Source organism: uncultured Lawsonella sp., from assembly GCF_947252745.1.
GTDB lineage: Bacteria > Actinomycetota > Actinomycetes > Mycobacteriales > Mycobacteriaceae > Lawsonella.
The window spans coordinates 182,776-200,839 of record NZ_CAMXWW010000002.1 but is presented as its reverse complement, the minus strand read 5'-3'; the positions used below and the strand labels follow the sequence as shown (position 1 = coordinate 200,839).

Genomic DNA, 18,064 nt, shown 5'->3' with positions numbered 1-18,064 from the left:
GCCCCACTTGAGCACTGTATTCGTCATTAACTCTGGTTCTTCCTCCATCAAGTACCAGCTCATCAACCCGGCTCTGGAAGGTGCAGATGCCGTCGTCGCGTCCGGCCTCGTCGACCAGATCGGCCTTGAGAAAGGCAAATACTCCATCAAGCACGACGGAGAAAAGATCGAACACACCGCCGCAATCCCCGACCACAGCATCGGTCTGCAGCTCGTTGTCGACCTCTTCGCGGAAGTCGGACTCAACCTTGATGAGCAAGATGTCGTAGCTGTTGGCCACCGCGTTGTGCAAGGTGGCAACCTTTTCCGCGAGCCGGTAGAAATTGACGACACGGTGATGGACCAGATTGAGAGTCTCTCCCCGCTGGCACCTCTCCACAATCCGGCCCACGTGCTGGGTATGAAAGTTGCCCGCAAGCTGCTCCCCAGTGTCCCCCACGTGGCCGTATTTGATACCGCGTTCTTTGCTGACCTCCCCGCAGCATCCGCCATCTTCCCCATTCCGCAGGATATTGCTGACACCTATGCGGTTCGCCGTTACGGAGCTCATGGCACGAGTCACCAATATGTCTCCCAGCAGGTTCCCAAACTCCTCGACCTCGATCCCAGTAATCTGCGGCAGATCATCATGCACCTGGGTAACGGGGCCTCTGTTTCCGCAGTGAAGAACGGCAAGCCGATTGACACCTCTATGGGGCTTACCCCGCTGGGCGGTCTGGTCATGGGTAGCCGCTGTGGCGATATCGACCCCTCCGTGGTGCTTCACCTCATGCGGCAGGGCGGCTACACCGTGGATGAGATGGACCATATGCTCAACCGTGAATCCGGTGTGAAAGCTCTCATCGGTACGTCTGATATGCGTACCCTGGACGACCTCATGGCTGTCCACGACCCTAAAGGTCAGCTCTGTTGGGATGTCTACGTCACCCGCCTCAAGCACTACTTGGGTGCCTACATGGCGGAGTTGGGTGGCGTGGACGTCATTGCTTTCACCGCTGGCATTGGTGAGAATTCCCCCGAAATGCGGGAATCTTGCCTGGAGGGGTTGGAAGAGCTGGGTATCCAGATTGACCCAGTGGTCAATAACCACAAGTTCAAGGAACCTTGTGTTATCTCTACCCCCGAGTCCAAGGTGACGGCTATCGTGGTTCCCACCAACGAAGAGCTTGCGATTTCCCGGATGGCTCTCGCGTTCGCGAAATAGCGCGCTCGGGTGGGGGCTGCCGGGAGCTCTTAGAAGAGCGTTACCGGCCGCACTGTATTTGCCATATCCACCAGGCGGTACCGGTGTACCCGGGTGGGGGCATTGCGAGCCATAATACGCAGGCTCCGCTCCAGCCCGCCACGCACTCCATTGCGGGAGAAGTGCAGGTTGAAGATGGTCTTGTGGTGTTCGGCGTGCCGCAGCTTGTTGTAGCGCAGCCACCGCAGGGCCGCCTCCAACACCACGATGCGTATTTGCCGAATACGGGGTTCGGTCTCCGGCAGCGTCAACAGCATGTCGGCTGCCTTCACCAGCGCGTCCTCCGTCAGCTCGGCGGGCGGGCGGCGCACCATCATGAGGACGGCTGTCAGCACGGCAGTTGGGTAGTGGCGGTTGTTGGAGAGCAGCTCAGACAGTGTAGCTACAGCTTGCTCCACCTCTCCCAGATGGTTGAGCTGGCGCGCCAGGCCGAAGCCAGCTGACACGGTGGTGTGGTCGCAACGCCAGCAGGTGCGGTAGTAGCTGCGGGCGATGGCCTGCCATTCTTCCTTTTCTGCCAGGGACATGTCTGGCTCATCTTGCACGATGAGTTCGGAGGTGGAGGCGAGGGCTAGCTTGGGGCCGGTTTCGCCGGGGAGGCTGTCGAGGACTCTGTCGAAGTGCCGGTAGGCGGACCGGTAGCGGTGTTTGAGCAGGCTGGTGATGCCCTGGTGCCACTCGTAGCGCCAGTCCAGGATGTGCGGATGCATCTGGGTGAGGATGTCTTTGGCCATGGTGGGGTCGCCCAGGTCAATGTAGGAGCGCACGATGGCAAGGGGTACTTCGGTGGAGTGGCGGGCGGGGGAGTTGGGGTTTTGCAGTGCGGACATCAGCTGGTCGATGCGTTCCTGCGGGGTGGAGTAGCTGGTGGCGGTAATGAGTTGTGCGCCGGGGTCGTCTGGGTCAGAGAGTGTGAGGGGGAGGGCTTCCGCCAGCGATTCGGGGTTGAGGAGGAAGTCGTGCATACGGCCGTCGCGGAGGAAGTCAGTACGGGCTACCTCTTTGGTGATGCCGAAGGTGTTGCGCTGGGGGGAGAACTGGGTGGACAGGAAGGGGTATTCGCGGCCTTCCCGCTCCGAGAGGATTTCCCGTAGCACACCCATGAGCTGCACGGACATGTCGGTGGCGGAGGTGAAGCGGTGCTTCGGGTTGGGGTCGGTGGCGCGGCGGAGGAGCCGGTAGAGGCTGTCATGTTTATGCATGAGCGGCTCGTCCGTGGGGGAGGGGATGCCCGGTTTGTAGACGCCGTCTTCGTGGGGGAGCCGCATAATGAGGGCGGCGAGGGTGCGGCCGACGGTGTAAATGTCGGAGGCGATGGAGGGGCCGCTGGTGGCGATTTCGGGGGCCTGGAAGCCGGGGGTGCCGTAGATGTAGCCGAATTTGCCGATGGGGGTGACGGCTCCCATGTCGATGAGCTTTACCTGGTCCTCGGTGAGCATAATGTTTTCGGGTTTGAGGTCGTTGTAGGCGAGCCCGAGGGAGTGGAGGTGGTCGAGGGCGGGGAGGACTTCTAGGATGTAGCCGATGGCGAGGGTGACGTCGAGGACGTGCCCAGGGTTGGAGTTGCGGACAGTGCGCAGTGAGGGGCCGCCGACGTATTCCATGACGATGTAGTCGGCGTCGCCGGGTTGGTTTGCGCTGTGGTGGGCGGGGTTGTGGTCGATGACGAAGTTGTAGATGTTGACGATGCCGGGGTGGGTGACCTGCGCGAGGAATTCTTTTTCGGCGCGTGCGACTTCGAGGGATTCTTCCCGGTTGGTGTCGAGGAGGCCTTTGAAGACGACCCAGCGTTCGGAGACGTTGTGGTCGCGGCCAATGTAGATCCATCCCATGCCGCCGTAGGCGATGACGCCTTGGATTTCGTATTGGTCGCCTACCCAGTCGCCGGGTTTGAGGCGGGGGAGGGGGACGCCTTTTTGTTCGGCGACTTTGGCGACTTTTTCCTTGCTGAGGAGGGCGTCGAGGGGGTCGTAGGGGGTGATGAAGGGGATGGTGACGAGTCCGTCGGCGACGCGGCGGCCGGGCCGTTGCTGGACTTCGAATTCGGTATCGAGGCGGTCGGCGGTGTCGGTGCGGTGGGGGTGTTCGCCGCCGTTGATGCCGGGGGAGACGGGGACTTTGACAACACCAACGGTGCTGACGACGTCATTGTCGGGTGCGGTGACGGCGGCAGTGGGGGTGCCGGTGGGGTCGTCGTGGGGGGAAGGCGTAGGCGTGGCGGTGGTGGCGGCACTGCTTTCTGCGTCGGCATTGTTTTTTTCATCGGCACTGCCCGTGGACGTGTTGGCGGGCCCCGTGGGCTCACCCATGGCGAGGAGCTCAGAGAGCGAGTACTCGTCTTCGTCATCGTCGTCGTCCGGGTTGAAGGGGACGGCGGCGGTCATGGCGGTCATGGCGGTGGCAGGTTCGCTGACGGGGCCGGTGGCTGGCCCAGTTGGTCCGGTCGGCCCAGTTGGTCCCGTTGCGCTGGTCGGCCCAGTAATGGGACCGGACGTACTGGTGGGGCCGGTCGGTTCAGTGGTGGGTTCAGTAGTGTCTTCGCTCATTACTCGTACTCCCGGTAGCGGGGGAGGAACCCGGCGACCACACACACGGACTCCAGCACCAGCAGGATGACGAGTCCCACGCCGGTGGCAAAGATGGTGCTGTGGGCTAGGTTGGCGCTATCGCGGACTTGGCCGCGGGCAGAACTGATGCAGCGTTGCAGCAGCGTGTCGACCTCGTTGAACTGTCCACCGCCGGCACTGCGGGACATACTGGTGGCAATGGCGGTGGCTTGCTTGCGGTTCCCGTCAGCCAACTGGTCCACCATCTCCTGGTGAGTGTTTCGCCAGGCGTCGAGAGCTGTCCGAGTCTGATCGGTGAGTTTTACGGATTCCGCGGAGCCGGAGCGCTCTGCGAAGGTATCGATGGCGCCCGTCACCTTATCCATGTTCTTGAGGAACGGGGCGGACTCGATGGTAGAACCGGCGTTCGCCTGGGAGAGCTCCACCATCTCATGAGAGCGCATCTGTTGGGCAGTGATGCGGGCGTCGGTGAGAATCTCCGTAATGGAGTGATTGTCAGGGGCGCTGCTGTCGGCGGTGGCCAAGGAGATTCCGGAGGAGACCAGCACCCACAGGAGGGAGACGATCGCCAGCACGGTGGCGGCCAGAAGCCCCAGGTTGAAGCGGCGGCGGGTGACGTGGGTGAGCCACAGTTGTGCGGCCACCAGTGTGGCGATAAGCAGTATCAGACAGAAACCAGCAGCGTAGAGGGGGCGTGCCCAGGCTTTCTGCGCCACGTTGATGGAGGCGTAGCGGTTTTTATAGAGCTGTTCGGCATCGGGGAGCAGATGTTCTTCCATAATGGAGCGGGCATCGGCCTGGTGCATGATGGTGAGCGGGTTGTTCATACTCTGTTCGGCGAGAGCCTGCCCAATGCGCGCCGTGTAGACGGGGATGTTGGCGTTAATCTTCACGAGCAACGTCCGGTTAGCCTTGTCAAAGGTGGAGGCGCCGGAGCGGGAACCGATCGCGCTGGTGGAGGCGTTAATGATGGCGCGTTCGTATTGACGCGTCACCTGGTCGCTCTCTTCTGTAATCATGAACTGCGTGGTGGCGGCAGTATCGGCGAGGGAGAGGGAACTGTAGAGCTGTTGGGAGGCGTGGGCGAGGGGCTCCGATTCGCGCAGCATGGTGTCGAGCTGTTGCTGTCGGTCGAAGGTGAGAGAGGCGGAGGCACCGCCCAGGACGATGCAGCACAACAGCAGCAGGGTGGTGACGATGGAGAATTTTCCGGGGGTAGTGGAGAGGAAGCCGCGGAGGAAGGAGAGCCGCTCCCGCACACTGAATTCGTGATTGTCGACGGGGTTATCGGAGGTTTCGTCGTAGTCAAAGCTAGCGTTGAGAGCTTTGTCGATGTTGCGGTTTTGGACGGCGTTACGGAGTTCCGTGAGGGGGCGTTCGGGGAGGAGGCGTTGACGCGGAGTGAGACGCATCGGTGAACAACCTCCTCAAGCGATTCCTCTGGCACAGCTCATCTATCTGGCATAGCTGGTGCGGCTCGTGCATCTGGTGCTGTCCGGAGAGCACCAGCGGGCAGCAGTTAGTCCTACTTATAGTGTCGATTCTGCCAGCTTTTGCGTTACTTGTCTGGTTGCTCGTGGGGCGGATCGTGTTCGTTTATTCGCCAGTGGCACAGGTGCGAAGCGTTCGGGCGGCGGCGACGGGATCGGGGGCGTCGGTGAGGGCGCGCACCACCACCAGCCGGTTCGCCCCAGCTGCCACCACGTCGGGGGCGTTGGTGGTGTTGACGCCACCGATAGCGAACCACGGTTTCACCATCGGTTGGCGGGCTTCGGCCTGTTGGCGGGCGGCATACTCCACCAACTCCAGGCCTACGCCAGGGCGCCCGGGTTTGGTGGGGGTGGCCCAGATGGGGCCAGTGCAGAAGTAGTCGATGTAGGGGTTGGCCATGGCGGCATCCACATCGGCGGGGGAGTGGCAACTAAGGCCCAAGACCACCTCGTCACCGAGAATCTGTCGGGCTACCTCGGTGGGAATGTCGTCTTGTCCGACGTGGGCAACATCGGCGCCGGCTGCCACTGCCAAATCCATGCGGTCGTTGACGGTCAGTAGTGCCCCGTGTGCGTGCACCACCTCTGCTAGCACCCGCAGCGCTTCCAGTTGTTCGATGATCGTCATCTTTCCCAGTTCGCGTTCCCCTACGGAGTTTTTGTCGCGCAGCTGGATGATGTCGCAGCCGCCTTCACATACCTGCTCGGCGAGTTCCCGCAAGGCGGTGAAGCGGGGGCGGTCTCCGTCCAGGTGGCGCCGGGCGTCGACGCACAGGTAGAGGTAGGCGTCCTGGAGTCGTTCGCGGGGGGTGACGGAGTTTTGGCTGCGGGCCGCGGTGGATCGGGAGGAGTGTTCTGACGGCATAAGTTTCACATCTCCTAGCGTGCCACATTTCAGCGAGTAGGGTAGATAGGTAGATAAAGAACAGATTTATTTCCCGGGAGCCTCCGGGTCTGTCCGGTCTGTGGCAGGCTGCCAACTACCGACGGATCCTCCGCTGGTGAGGTGTGATGTCGTCACCGAGTGGAGAGGCTGAGAGGGACTCGTGGAGTCCGACCGGTTGAACCTGCTCCGGATAATTCCGGCGAAGGGAGTGCGCTTTTTATGTTTGACCTCAGCTCACGTATTACTGCGACTGATTCCAATGGTAAGACGTTAGGGACAAACATCGCCGTTGTCGGCGGATCTGTTATCGGCCTCGCCACCGCCCTTAAAGCGGCGTCGGCGGGCTTCACCGTCACCGTCTATGACCCTTCCCTCTCCTGGGGGAACTCGGCTGGCTGGTGTGCTGGCGGCATGCTCGGCGGTATTACCGAGGCGTGGCCGGGGGAGGACGAACAGCTGCGCTTGGGGGCTGCCTCGCTGCGCCACTGGCCGGGTTTCGGCGGAAAACTGAACGCTAACCACCCCAACGTGTTCACCTCCACGGCCGGTACTCTCAATGTGGGTGTGGATGAGGGCGACGTGGAGGACCTGGAGAAGATCTATCAGTACGTCACCGAGCGGGAGGATCTGTGGGCCCGCGGCGGCACCATCGATGGGGTAGCGCCCTTCTTGGCCCCCGGTTCGGATAACCCGGTGGATGCGCGGATGCGTAAGATCACCCGTCGCGAGCTGCGTACGCTGGAGCCGTCGTTGAGCCGTGCCGCCCGAGCTGCCCTCCTCACTGAGGGGGAGCGTTCCGTCGATAACCGCGAATTGTTGGCGGCGCTGCGGGAGCAGTGTGAGGGAACCTATGGCGTCACCCTCTGCGAGCGTCAGATTGATGACTTGCACGATCTGGTGAACGGCAAAGTGGGCAACTACGACCAGGTGGTGCTGGCGGCAGGTAATGGTTCCCAAGCACTTGCTGCCACAGTCGGCCTCAACCTCCCTATTCGTCCCATTAAGGGGGAGGTGCTGCGTCTCCACTTCCGCCCTGGTGTGCCGGAGCCGCCCAAGCGTACTATCCGTGGCCGTGTGCATGGCCGCCCCATCTATCTGGTGCCGCGCCCGTGGGGTCTGCTCATCGGCGCCACTGAATATGAGCATGGGGAGGACCGTCAGGTGACGGTGGGTGGTGTGCTCCAGCTGCTGGAGGACACGGAGATTCTCTTCCCCGGCGTTTCCGACTACGAGCTTTACGAGTGTATCGCCGGCTTGCGCCCGGGCAGTATCGACAACCTGCCCTATCTTGGCCGGGTGGAGGAGGCCTTGGATGGTCGCCTGGTGGTGGCCACCGGGCATGGCCGTAATGGTATTCTCCACACGCCGCTCTCCGCTGTGGCAGCGGTGGCTGCCTTGGTGGGCCAGGAGTTGCCGGAGGCAAAGTCCTGCGACCCGCACCGTATCCCGAACTTTATTCTTTAACGAGTTTCGTTACCCCCGTCATCCCGCAGAGGGCCATTGCCCTTTCCGACTACAGGAGGACCCCATGACCATTACTGTGAATGGTGAAGCGATCACCATCGCCGATAACGCTACTGTCGCTGACCTTATGGCCGAGCGCCAGCTCACTAGTGCGGGCACCGCAGTTGCCGTTGATGCCGCCGTTGTTCCCGCATCCCAGTGGGCCACCACCACCCTCGCGGAGGGTGCTGAAGTGGACATTCTTACCGCTGTCCAGGGAGGCTAATTTATGCGCGACGAGAACCAGGCAGAGGAGCTCACCCAGCGCCTCGCCGCCGACGACCATGCCGATGCCGGTGAGGATCTGCTCACCATTGCGGGGCGTACCTTCCGCTCGCGTCTCATTATGGGTACCGGCGGCGCCGCTAACCAGCAGATACTGAAGGATGCTCTGGACGCCTCCGGCACCGAGTTGACCACCGTTTCTATCCGCCGGGTGGATGCTCGCTTGGGTCACGGGACAGGTGCCGCCAGCACCCTGGAGCTCTTGCAGGATCTCACTATTGATCCGCTTCCCAACACGGCGGGCTGCCGCACTGCCCGCGAGGCTGTGTTGACCGCCCAGTTGGCGCGGGAGGCACTGGGCACGAACTGGATCAAGCTGGAAGTGATTGCCGACGACCGCACCCTACTCCCCGATGTGGTTGCCTTGCTAGACGCAGCCGAGCAACTTATTGATGACGGTTTTAAGGTGCTGCCCTACACCACCGACGACCCGATTATTGCCCGCTACCTGGAGGAGGTGGGCTGTTCGGCAGTGATGCCGCTGGCTGCCCCCATTGGTACCGGTTTGGGTATCCGCAACCCGCACAACCTGGAGATGATTATTGCTCAGGCGAATGTTCCGGTGGTGTGCGATGCCGGTATTGGTACCGCCTCGGATGCTGCCCTTGCCATGGAGATGGGCTGCGATGCAGTATTGATGGCTTCTGCTATTACTCGGGCACAAGAGCCGGTAATGATGGCGCGGGCGATGCGTCACGCGGTAGCGGCCGGCCGTGCTGCCTACCGAGCTGGTCGTATGTCAAAGCGGTTCTGGGGTAAGGCGTCTTCTCCGGCCGGTCACTTCGATCTTTCCGACGAGGACGATTAGTCGCAAAGTTTTACCCACCCAGCAGTGTGTTCACAGGAAGACTCCAGGTTTCAGGTGAATGCTCGGTGTTATGATCACGATTTCTGGGCTCACTAAGCGGTTCGGCAAAAAGACCGCTGTAGACGACCTCACCTTTACAGTCGAACCGGGACATATCACCGGCTTCCTCGGCCCCAACGGCGCAGGGAAATCGACCACCATGCGCATGATCGTTGGCTTGGAAACTCCCGATGCCGGCACTGCACTCATTGACGGTGTGCCCTACCGTTCGCTCACCAACCCGCTCTGTACGGTCGGCGCACTGCTAGACACTCGCTGTATGCATCCGAAGCGCTCCGGGCGGAATCACCTGCGCTACATGGCCGCATCAAACGGTATCCCGATGGAACGTGTTGACGAGTGCCTCGACTTGGTGGGTTTGACGGAAGCCGCAAACAACCACACTCGTTCCTACTCCATGGGTATGCGCCAACGCCTCGGCATGGCAGAGGCTATGCTGGGCAACCCCAGCTGTCTCCTCTTCGACGAACCGATTAATGGTCTGGACCCCGAGGGTATTGCCTGGTTCCGTCACTTTGCCAAGAGTCTTGCCGCGGAGGGGCGCGCCATTCTCGTCTCCTCCCACCTGCTCTCGGAAATCTCCCTTACAGCAGACCGCCTGGTCGTCCTCGGCCAGGGCAAACTGCTTGCCGATACTACGGTGACGGAGTTCGCTAAGCAGGCTCCCACCCAGGTTCGGGCCCGCACGAAGTTCGCTCCGCAGCTGGTGCAGGTACTCACCGGGGCCGGCCTCTCTGCCGTCATCGACCCCACCGATCTCAGCATCGACCCGTCGTTGGGCGCAGCCGTGCTGGTGGATGTGGAAAGTACCTCCGCCGTCGCGGACCTCGCAGCTGAGAACAACATTCCCCTCTACGAGCTGGTGACGGTGGGTGCCACCGTCGAAGACGTCTACCTGCAGATGACGCAGGAGTGGGAACAATATCGCAGCGGTAGCGTGGCTGGCACTGCCCCGGTTGTCCCAGCTTCTACCGGAAAGGAGGCAAAGTAGCATGAAGAGCTTCTATAACGCTATGCGCGCTGAGTGGATCAAGATGTGGTCCATCCGGTCCGCCCTCGTCTCCACCATCATCATTGGCGTTTTTGGTGTCGCTAGCTCCGCGTTTGTCGCTTGGCTGTACCGCTCACTGCTGCACGGACGGAATGTTGGTGGTGCTTTCGCGTATCCTCCGGAGGAACTCCTCATGGGCGTGACGGGTATTGGTTTTCTTGTCGTGCTCATCTTCTCCGTCACCCTGGTGACCACCGAGTACAGTACCCTCACTATTGAGTCGACATTCCGCGGTACCCCGCGCCGCCCCGTTGTTTTCCTTGCGAAGCTAGTGGTGGGCGGTCTCTATATGGCGTTGGTGGGTCTCGTCACCACCTTCCTTGCCGGCCTGGCCGCGAAACTTGTCACCATCAATGTCGGTAACGTCGAGATTTTCTCCTCTAACTGGGCCAATTACTACTGGCGTATCCCGGTCGCCTTCTTCCTGCTGGCACTGTTGTCGATGGGAATCGGCATGATTATCCGCAATACTGCTGGTGCGATTGCGCTGCTGGTGGTGTGGATGACGGCTATTGAAACCATCCTTCTGGTCTTCTCCGCCAAAGTGAACTTTGGTCCTTTCCTGCCCTTCCAGAACCTTTACTACTTCATTAATGGCTCGACGACCACGACAGTGTTTACCTTTAAATGGAACGAGTTTGGAGCCGGTGCTTACTTCTTCGGCATTGCGGCGCTGCTCTTCATCATTGGCCTCTTTGTCTCTGATCCGGCACTGCGAAAGTTCAAGAGTGGCCCGAAATCGGTGGCGGTTAAAGCGACCGCAGATGCTCCGGTTCTGAATTCCGCACTGCCTTCCGCCCCGACGGTCCCTGCGACCGATGTTGCCACCGCCGCCCCTACGGCGCCGCAATCCCGGCTGCAGCAGGTTCCTTGGACTAACCGGGGCGGCACTGGCTTCCCTGTACCTCCCCAAACGAGTGGCGCAGAGCCGCCGGTACAGTCGCGGTCCCCTCGGCCCGCTCAACCCAGTGCGCCTGTGCCGCCCAGTGACGCTGCGGAACGCCGTGACCCCAATAAGGGCGCCCACGAGCTTTAACTCGCCCCCGCAGTGGCGTAAAACTACAGAACGAAGCCGGAACAGTCTCGCACTGTCCCGGCTTCGTTATCTCCAATTAGCGTCGCGGAGACCTACCCTCTTTGAACACCCATTTTATGAGGGCGTGTTTTAGAGGGTGGTGGTCGCCTGCAGCTCCTCGACAGGCACGTAGACTTCGCCGCCTACAGCCTCAAATTGGGCAGCTTTCTCTGCCATCCCGGCCGCAATAGCTTCCTCGCTATCCAGTCCGTGCTCGCGGGCGTAGTCCTGCACATCCTTCGAAATGCGCATTGAGCAGAACTTCGGGCCACACATGGAGCAGAAGTGGGCGTGCTTGGCGGGCTCGGCAGGCAGCGTCTCATCGTGGTAGTCCTGTGCGGTATCCGGGTCCAGCGCCAGCGCGAACTGGTCGCGCCAACGGAACTCAAAGCGAGCCTTGGACATCGCATCGTCGCGGGCCTGCGCATTCGGCAGCCCCTTCGCCAGGTCGGCGGCGTGGGCAGCAATCTTGTAGGTCACGCACCCCACCTTGACGTCGTCCCGGTTGGGCAGGCCCAGGTGTTCCTTGGGAGTGACGTAGCAGAGCATGGCAGTGCCGGCCTGGGCAATAATCGCCGCTCCGATAGCGGAGGTGATGTGGTCGTAGGCGGGGGCAATGTCGGTGGCGAGCGGGCCCAGTGTGTAGAAGGGGGCCTCGTGGCACCAGTCCTCTTCCAGCGTCACGTTTTCCACGATCTTGTGCATCGGCACGTGCCCGGGGCCTTCGATCATCACCTGGGCACCGTGCGCCCAGGCAATCTTGGTCAGTTCGCCCAGGGTGTGTAGTTCGGCTAGCTGTGCCTTGTCGTTGGCGTCCGCGATGGAGCCGGGGCGCAGACCGTCACCCAGCGAGAATGTCACATCGTAGCTGGCCAGGATGTCGCACAGTTCGGCGAAGTTCTCGTAGAGGAAGGACTGCTTGTGGTAGGCCAGGCACCAGGCGGCCATGATGGAGCCACCGCGGGACACAATGCCGGTGACGCGGTTGGCGGTAAGTGGCACATATTGCAGCAGTACGCCCGCATGGATGGTCATGTAGTCCACGCCCTGCTCGCATTGTTCAATGACGGTGTCCTTGTAAATCTCCCAGGTGAGCTTGGTGGGGTCGCCCTTCACCTTCTCCAGTGCCTGGTACATGGGGACGGTACCCAGCGGGGTGGGGCAGTTGCGGAGGATCCATTCGCGGGTTTCGTGGATGTCCTTGCCGGTGGACAGGTCCATGATGGTATCGGCTCCCCAGCGGGTGGCCCACACCATCTTCTCTACTTCTTCCGCAATGGAGGAGGTGACGGCGCTATTGCCGATATTGGCGTTGATCTTGGTGGCGAAGCGTTTGCCGATGATGCACGGCTCCGCCTCTGGGTGGTTGTGGTTGCAGCAGATGACGGCGCGTCCGGCGGCGACTTCTTCCCGCACTAGTTCGGCAGGCATGTTTTCGCGGGCGGCGATGAAGGCCATTTGCGGGGTGATGATGCCATTGCGTGCCCACGCTAGTTGGGTGCGCACCAGTTTCTGCCCTTCGGGGGTGTTGCTGGTGGGGTCGGCGGGGACGGCGGCGAACTGGGGCCAGCTTTCGTGGAGGCGCTCAAGCCCGGCTTCGAGGTCCGGCTGGGTGGGGTAGCTGCCATCTTCTGTGGGGGCGTACTGGGTTTCCGTGTAGATACCGGAGGTGTCGTAGACGTCGCAGTGTTCACCGTTGGTGAGGTTGATGCGGCGGACGGGTACGCGGAGAGTACAGGTGGTGGGTGAGCCCGCAAGGAGGGCTGCCCCGGGGGCGGATTCCGCTGCGTCGTAAGGCACGTCGAGGTAGTGCTTCTCGCTGTGGTAGATGGGTCCCGTGGTGATCGTCGAAATGGAGCTACGGGCAGAATCGTTCATTATGACTCCCTCTTCGGCATTATCCGATCAGGTCATGGCGGTCATGCAAGCGCCTTTGCATTCTCAGCCCCAGGTTCGGTGGAGCACCCGCAATTGTGTTGTTGCATTTTCGAGCGTAGCGGATAGAGATTTTTTTGCACCTCATTGGCAAGCGTTTCTGCGTTTTCGCTGGTGGTGAGGAGAGTTGGTCGTGTGCCTTGTTTCCACTAGTTTCCACTTTGGTGTTAAGTGTAAAACTATTTTCCTATGCTGAAGGAAACGCGGAACACACACAGTCCCGCCTCCCATTTCTTAAGGAACACCACCATGTACCGCTGCCCACGTACCATGCTGTCCGCAGCATCCGCAGTACTTGTCTCCGCTGCCCTCCTCCCCGCTGGAGTGGGTGTCGCTCAAGCTGCCCCCGATACCCCCCAGCCGCAGATTGACCGCACCTCCGCCCCCGCCGAGTGCGTTCCCTTCGTAGGTGACCCAGTCAAGGGGTACGGCCAATACCCGCTGGGCCTGCGCGCCCCGGACTACGGCACAGATGGTTACGACAAACTTCCCCTCGCCCGGGAAAAGAACCTCCCCACCCGTGTGGACCTGCGGGATAGCACCCAAGGTTTCAACCAGCGCATTGAGGTCGCCCTGCGTGACGGCAATATCTTCGTCCGCTTTCGCGGCGGCAATCAGCCCTGGCGGGAAATGCCCACCCCCAGCTGCCTGCGCGGCAAGATCGTTGGCATCTCCATTAACGAAGGCGCCATGGTAGCCCTCGATCGCGGTGGTTGGATCTACACCATGAGCCAGCTGCTGTCCTCCCCCTCCAAGTGGGGTTGGATCCGCGCCTGGGGCGGCCCGGTGTGGTTCGGTAAGGGTGAGCAATCCCCCAACACCGAAAACGGCAAGTGGTCCTTCAGCCTCATCGGCAACCGTACCGATAAGACCTACCAGGACCCCTCCGGCAAGCAACAGCCCGTTTCTCTGGCCAAGTGCACCCAGGTGATCGCCCTCTCCAAGGACGGTAGCCACATCTACTCGATGGACCCGTGGCTGGCCAGCGACTACTCCTACGAGGTGGGCACCCCACTGAACTCGCGTTTCCTCGTCCACACCATGTCCGCCTCCGGCTCCGTCGTCTTCATCACTAACAAGTATGGCGATATGTATGTCCGCCAGTCGGACTTCGATATCAACGGCTCTGACCCGGCCCAGTTCCGCTACACCTGGCATGAGGACAACCGGCCAGCCGCCAAGGATGCGCTGCAGCATCGCCTCGACCCCCGCACTGCTGCCATTAAGCTGCCCCCGAAGGACTGGCAGCACCAGCCGAAGATCCCCGGCACCATCACCGACCGCATTTCCATCCACTCCACCGCACCCGGCTCCCAGCACCGTGAACTGCGTGTGGAGGGTGTCAAAGGTGGCGTGACCGGCTTCTGGCACAAGATGGTGGACGCCCAGCAGTGGGTCTTTACCCCCACCGGGCAGCCTCTCAAAGGCAAGGTGCTGCAGAACCCGGCGCAGGACCGTTCCCGCGACACTCTGCGCGCCCCATCCCCCTACAACTTCCGTGGCACCCTGGTGCCGGGTGTGCAGCTGGATGTCCACGAGTTCGCCTACGCCTCAGTGACTCGCCCGGTTAGGCTCACCATTAAGGGCAAGACCTACAAGGTGCTGTTCCACAGCGTGGATGGCCGCCTGGGTACCCCGCTGACCATGCGTATGCAGCCGTTCGAGGGTGAGTTCGGCCCCCGTCCGGCAGGATTGGTCTCCACAGTGAAGCGCAACTACGTGGCTGCCTTCGAGATTCCGCAGAAACTGTGGGCCACGGCTAAGAGTGACCCGGAACTGGCTGCCTTCATCAAGATCTACATGGCAGGTGAGCGTGTCCACGAGATCTACCTGCGCGTGACCAGCAACCAGATGGAGGTCATTAACTCCCCAGTGGACGGCCTGGCAATGCCGCTGGTGAGTACCGTCTCCACCTTGCGCAGCTACTAGAAGTGGAGTGACATCCAGTTTCCACACGCCGTCAGCCCGGTAGTTCTCCAGTGCAGGAGGCTACCGGGCTGACGGCTAGGTTAGTGTCGGGTAGGGGAGCGGAGGCTATCGGGCTCACTCCAGGTGGGCGAGCTTTTGGGCTTTCTTGCCGTACTGGTTCTCCGGCAGAGTGTCCTTCCCGCGCTGCACCACTTTGGAATCGGGGTTGAACACCACCTGGGTGTCCTTGTCCTCATAGTCGAACTTGTTGAGGAAGTAGCGCAGTGCGTTGATGCGGGCGCGTTTCTTGTCGTTGGATTTGATGACGGTCCAGGGGGCCCAGTCGCTGTCGGTACGGCGGAACATCTCTTCTTTGGCGTCCGTGTACTTTTCCCACTTGTCCAGGGACTCTAGGTCCATGGGGGAGAGTTTCCAGCGGCGCACCGGGTCCAATTGGCGGATAGCGAAGCGGGTGCGTTGCTCCTGCTGGCTTACCGAGAACCAGAACTTGGTAAGGGAGATGCCGTCTTCGATGAGCATCTTCTCGAATTTGGGAGCCTGGTGCATGAAGAGTTCGTACTCGTCTTGCGTGCAGAAACCCATCACTCGTTCGACGTTGGCGCGGTTGTACCAGGAGCGGTCGAACATGACGATCTCACCGGCAGAGGGCAAATGTTCGATGTAGCGCTGGAAGTACCACTGGTTCTTTTCTCGCTCGGTGGGCTTGGAGAGCGCGACCACGCGGGCGTGCCGGACGTTGATGTATTCGTTGAAGCGCTTGATAGTGCCGCCTTTACCGGCGGCATCGCGGCCCTCGAAGATAATGAGGTGGCGTCGTTTATTGTCCACCGACCAGTTCTGGAATTTCAGTAGCTCAATCTGCAGCAGGTACTTCTCCACCTCGTAGCTGTTGCGGTGCATACGGTGGTGGTAGGGATAGTTTTCCCGCCAGGTATCGACGGCCTTGCCGTTGATGTCGATGAGGTCGGGGTCTTCACCGTGGTCGTCACGGACGGTGTATCCCTCGTCACGGAGGCGGTCGATGTAGTCTCGAAGTTCGCGGTTTTCCATTCCTAACCTTTTTGTCCGGTTAAAAACCAAGTCTAGTGGGGAGATGCTAGAGAATCCTGACAAGCGGTCAAAAGTTCCCTGGGGATTCCCACATTCGTTGTGGCAGTACCACAACGAATCAACACGATGGATGTTATTTGGCGTTTGGGCCGGTAAAGAGGGGAGGAAGCGGTTCCGTACCAGCGGGGCAGCTCACCGAGGCCAGTACATTCTCCTGCGATGGCGGAATGGTGACTTTACGGCTGAGGAACTTCACACGCTCCGGATCGTCCAGGCTGGCACATTGCACCACAAGCTTGCCGGTGAAGGCCTTATCTGTGGGGTTGGTGCACGTCACACCAGCCTCCTGGCCGGTGGTGTACGTATTGCAGTGCGGGTGCTCTGCCGCATGAGCGATAACAGGCACTACGGCAACCGGGGTGAAGAGAGCAGTGGTCAACGCGAGCGATAGTGCAGTGAGGCGTATCATACCTCCATGGTAGGTTGCTACGAGAGAAATTTAAAGGTGTAAACCCCACTTAGCGAAAAGTTCATCTTCGCAGCTAGGCAGCAATTTTGGAGCAAATTTATGGAAGCCTGGAGACTAGCTGGGAACGGGGGCGGCAGACGCTAATCCGCCACCTCAAGAAGCACCGGGACATGGTCACTGGCCCCCTGGCCCTTCCGCTCCTCGCGGTCAATGGACACCCCCGTCACTCGATCCGCCAAGACCGGACTCAGATACGCAAAGTCGATCCGCATCCCATAGTCCTTAGGGAAGCTCAACCGGGTGTAATCCCAATACGTGTAGGTGTGAGGTTCGGGAAGGAACTCCCGGGTGATTTCCCGGAAACCCGCCTCACCTAGCGCTGCAAACGCCTCTCGCTCCGGTGGCGACAGGTGCGTCTTGCCGACAAAAAACTCAGGATCCCACACATCCGTATCCAGTGGGGCCACATTCCAGTCGCCTGCCAGCATCATCTGCGCGTCTGGGTCCCCCGCTAGCCAGCTGGTTGCCGCGTCCCGCAGCTTGTGCAGCCATTCCAGCTTGTAGGTGTAGTGGCGGTCGGTGAGTTCACGCCCATTGGGAACATAAAGACTCCATAGGGTGAGGGGTCCGCTGGGCTCCAGTGCGCCAACTACGGCAGACAGCGCCCGCGCTTCCACCACTTGCTCCGCCTCTGGGTCTTTGGCGAAACCAGGTTGGCCGGGGAAATGCTCTTCGACATCCTCGATCCCGATCCGGGACACAATGGCGACGCCGTTCCACTGGTTATAGCCCACATGGGCCACCTCGTAGCCAATCTCCTCGAAACGCTCGAAGGGGAACTGTGCGTCCTTACACTTGGTCTCCTGAATGCAAAGGGCATCAACGTCATTGGCCAGGAGCCAGTCGGTCACACGGTCGACGCGTGCGCGGATAGAGTTCACATTCCAGGTAGCCAAACGCATGGTTGCAGTTTACCTCCATGGTCCCAGCGGGAAGACGGTACCCGCTAGGCGAAGGGGTCCGGGTCCACCCCCGGCATCCACGACTGCCCTGGCTGATTCCACTTCCGGTTCCTAAACAGGCGCTTCACCTTCGGGCGGGCAAACACTGGCACAAACTCTGTATACAGATGCCCATCCAAGTGCCCCACCTCGTGTTGAAGGCACTTCGCAAAGAAACCATAGCCCTCCAACGTGATGGGTTGCCTCTTCGCATCAGTACCCGTCACCTGCGCCCAGTCGTAGCGGTCCAACGCAAATTGGGCACCGGGAACAGACAAGCACCCTTCCCCCTCCCGCATCATTACCGGCTCCCCATTAGGCGGATTGCCCACCGTGAGAACAGGATTAATGACGCAGGCAATCCGGTTCATGCCGTTCTTGCTCCAGCCTGGTCTGCCCGCCCGCTCCCTAATCATGTCGGGCGTCATCTCCCTCCCCAACGGGAGATCTGTATCCGGGCAGTCAATCACAAAAATCCGTTTACCCACCCCAATCTGGTTGGCAGACAATCCCACTCCACCACTCGCGGCAAGCGTGTCATACATGTCTTTAATGAGCCTGTGCAGCTCTTTCGTCACCCCACCACTGAGGTCAACCATCTCGGTGGGATGGTGCAGGACGGGGTCACCAGCAATGACAATAGGGCGTACGGTCATGCCCCCAGCTTACCCGCTGCTGAGGGGACCCTCCGTGCTCTCAACCTGCTGTTCGT

At 60.8% G+C, this 18,064-nt stretch carries 15 protein-coding genes and 2 riboswitches; of the genes, 7 read left to right on the top strand and 8 right to left on the bottom strand.

Translation table 11 applies throughout. The features are described 5' to 3' along the window. The first annotated feature begins 7 nt into the window (after positions 1-7). Positions 8-1,204, top strand: a complete 1,197-nt coding sequence (locus Q0X28_RS03075; RefSeq protein WP_298576467.1) for an acetate/propionate family kinase — start codon at positions 8-10, stop codon at positions 1,202-1,204. Between the two features lie 29 nt (positions 1,205-1,233). On the opposite strand, the gene Q0X28_RS03070 is transcribed toward Q0X28_RS03075, so the two are convergent. From Q0X28_RS03070 to thiE, 3 genes are all read right to left on the bottom strand, one after another. Next, positions 1,234-3,789, bottom strand: coding sequence for a serine/threonine protein kinase (locus Q0X28_RS03070; protein ID WP_298576465.1), 2,556 nt, complete (start codon positions 3,787-3,789; stop codon positions 1,234-1,236). Continuing rightward, on the bottom strand, positions 3,789-5,222 hold the full coding sequence (locus Q0X28_RS03065; RefSeq protein ID WP_296239405.1) for a hypothetical protein: 1,434 nt from the start codon (positions 5,220-5,222) through the stop codon (positions 3,789-3,791). Before Q0X28_RS03065 ends, Q0X28_RS03070 begins: the two co-directional genes overlap by 1 nt. A 184-nt stretch (positions 5,223-5,406) precedes the next feature. Then, positions 5,407-6,165 carry a thiamine phosphate synthase gene (gene thiE, locus Q0X28_RS03060; protein WP_298576463.1) on the bottom strand — a complete coding sequence of 253 codons (759 nt, stop codon included), beginning with the start codon at positions 6,163-6,165 and terminating at the stop codon, positions 5,407-5,409. Positions 6,166-6,228: 63 nt separating this feature from the next. Continuing rightward, a riboswitch (TPP riboswitch) is annotated at positions 6,229-6,411 on the top strand. Between thiE and Q0X28_RS03055 the strand changes: the two genes are divergently transcribed. The 5 genes from Q0X28_RS03055 to Q0X28_RS03035 all read left to right on the top strand — a co-directional run bounded on the left by Q0X28_RS03055 (position 6,406) and on the right by Q0X28_RS03035 (position 10,929). After that, complete coding sequence (locus Q0X28_RS03055; RefSeq protein ID WP_296239403.1) at positions 6,406-7,650, top strand: FAD-dependent oxidoreductase; 1,245 nt, start codon at positions 6,406-6,408, stop codon at positions 7,648-7,650. (Overlaps the previous riboswitch by 6 nt.) Before the next feature lie 64 nt (positions 7,651-7,714). Further along, on the top strand, positions 7,715-7,915 hold the full coding sequence (thiS, locus tag Q0X28_RS03050) for a sulfur carrier protein ThiS (RefSeq protein WP_296239402.1): 201 nt from the start codon (positions 7,715-7,717) through the stop codon (positions 7,913-7,915). Between the two features lie 3 nt (positions 7,916-7,918). Next, positions 7,919-8,782, top strand: a complete 864-nt coding sequence (locus Q0X28_RS03045) for a thiazole synthase (RefSeq protein ID WP_296239401.1) — start codon at positions 7,919-7,921, stop codon at positions 8,780-8,782. Between the two features lie 70 nt (positions 8,783-8,852). Then, positions 8,853-9,833, top strand: a complete 981-nt coding sequence (locus Q0X28_RS03040; RefSeq protein WP_298576460.1) for an ATP-binding cassette domain-containing protein — start codon at positions 8,853-8,855, stop codon at positions 9,831-9,833. 1 nt (position 9,834) lies between these two features. Further along, positions 9,835-10,929, top strand: a complete 1,095-nt coding sequence (locus Q0X28_RS03035) for a hypothetical protein (RefSeq protein ID WP_298576458.1) — start codon at positions 9,835-9,837, stop codon at positions 10,927-10,929. Positions 10,930-11,058: 129 nt separating this feature from the next. On the opposite strand, the gene thiC is transcribed toward Q0X28_RS03035, so the two are convergent. Continuing rightward, the gene (gene thiC / locus Q0X28_RS03030; RefSeq protein ID WP_296239398.1) at positions 11,059-12,846 is read right to left on the bottom strand and encodes a phosphomethylpyrimidine synthase ThiC; all 1,788 of its coding nucleotides are present in this window, start codon (positions 12,844-12,846) and stop codon (positions 11,059-11,061) included. Continuing rightward, a riboswitch (TPP riboswitch) is annotated at positions 12,834-12,947 on the bottom strand. It overlaps the preceding gene by 13 nt. A 205-nt stretch (positions 12,948-13,152) precedes the next feature. On the opposite strand from thiC, the gene Q0X28_RS03025 reads away from it, so the two are divergent. Beyond that, entirely contained in the window at positions 13,153-14,832 is a 1,680-nt protein-coding gene (locus tag Q0X28_RS03025) for a hypothetical protein (RefSeq protein ID WP_298576455.1), read from the top strand. A gap of 114 nt (positions 14,833-14,946) precedes the next feature. Here Q0X28_RS03025 and ppk2 read toward each other — a convergent pair whose 3' ends face one another. From ppk2 to Q0X28_RS03005, 4 genes are all read right to left on the bottom strand, one after another. Next, complete coding sequence (ppk2, locus tag Q0X28_RS03020; protein ID WP_296239396.1) at positions 14,947-15,882, bottom strand: polyphosphate kinase 2; 936 nt, start codon at positions 15,880-15,882, stop codon at positions 14,947-14,949. Between the two features lie 133 nt (positions 15,883-16,015). Then, entirely contained in the window at positions 16,016-16,351 is a 336-nt protein-coding gene (locus Q0X28_RS03015; protein ID WP_298576453.1) for a hypothetical protein, read from the bottom strand. 140 nt (positions 16,352-16,491) lie between these two features. After that, entirely contained in the window at positions 16,492-17,313 is an 822-nt protein-coding gene (locus tag Q0X28_RS03010) for an exodeoxyribonuclease III (protein ID WP_298576451.1), read from the bottom strand. Positions 17,314-17,357: 44 nt separating this feature from the next. Further along, positions 17,358-18,008, bottom strand: coding sequence for a peptide deformylase (locus Q0X28_RS03005; protein ID WP_298576449.1), 651 nt, complete (start codon positions 18,006-18,008; stop codon positions 17,358-17,360). Between the last annotated feature and the right edge of the window lie 56 nt (positions 18,009-18,064).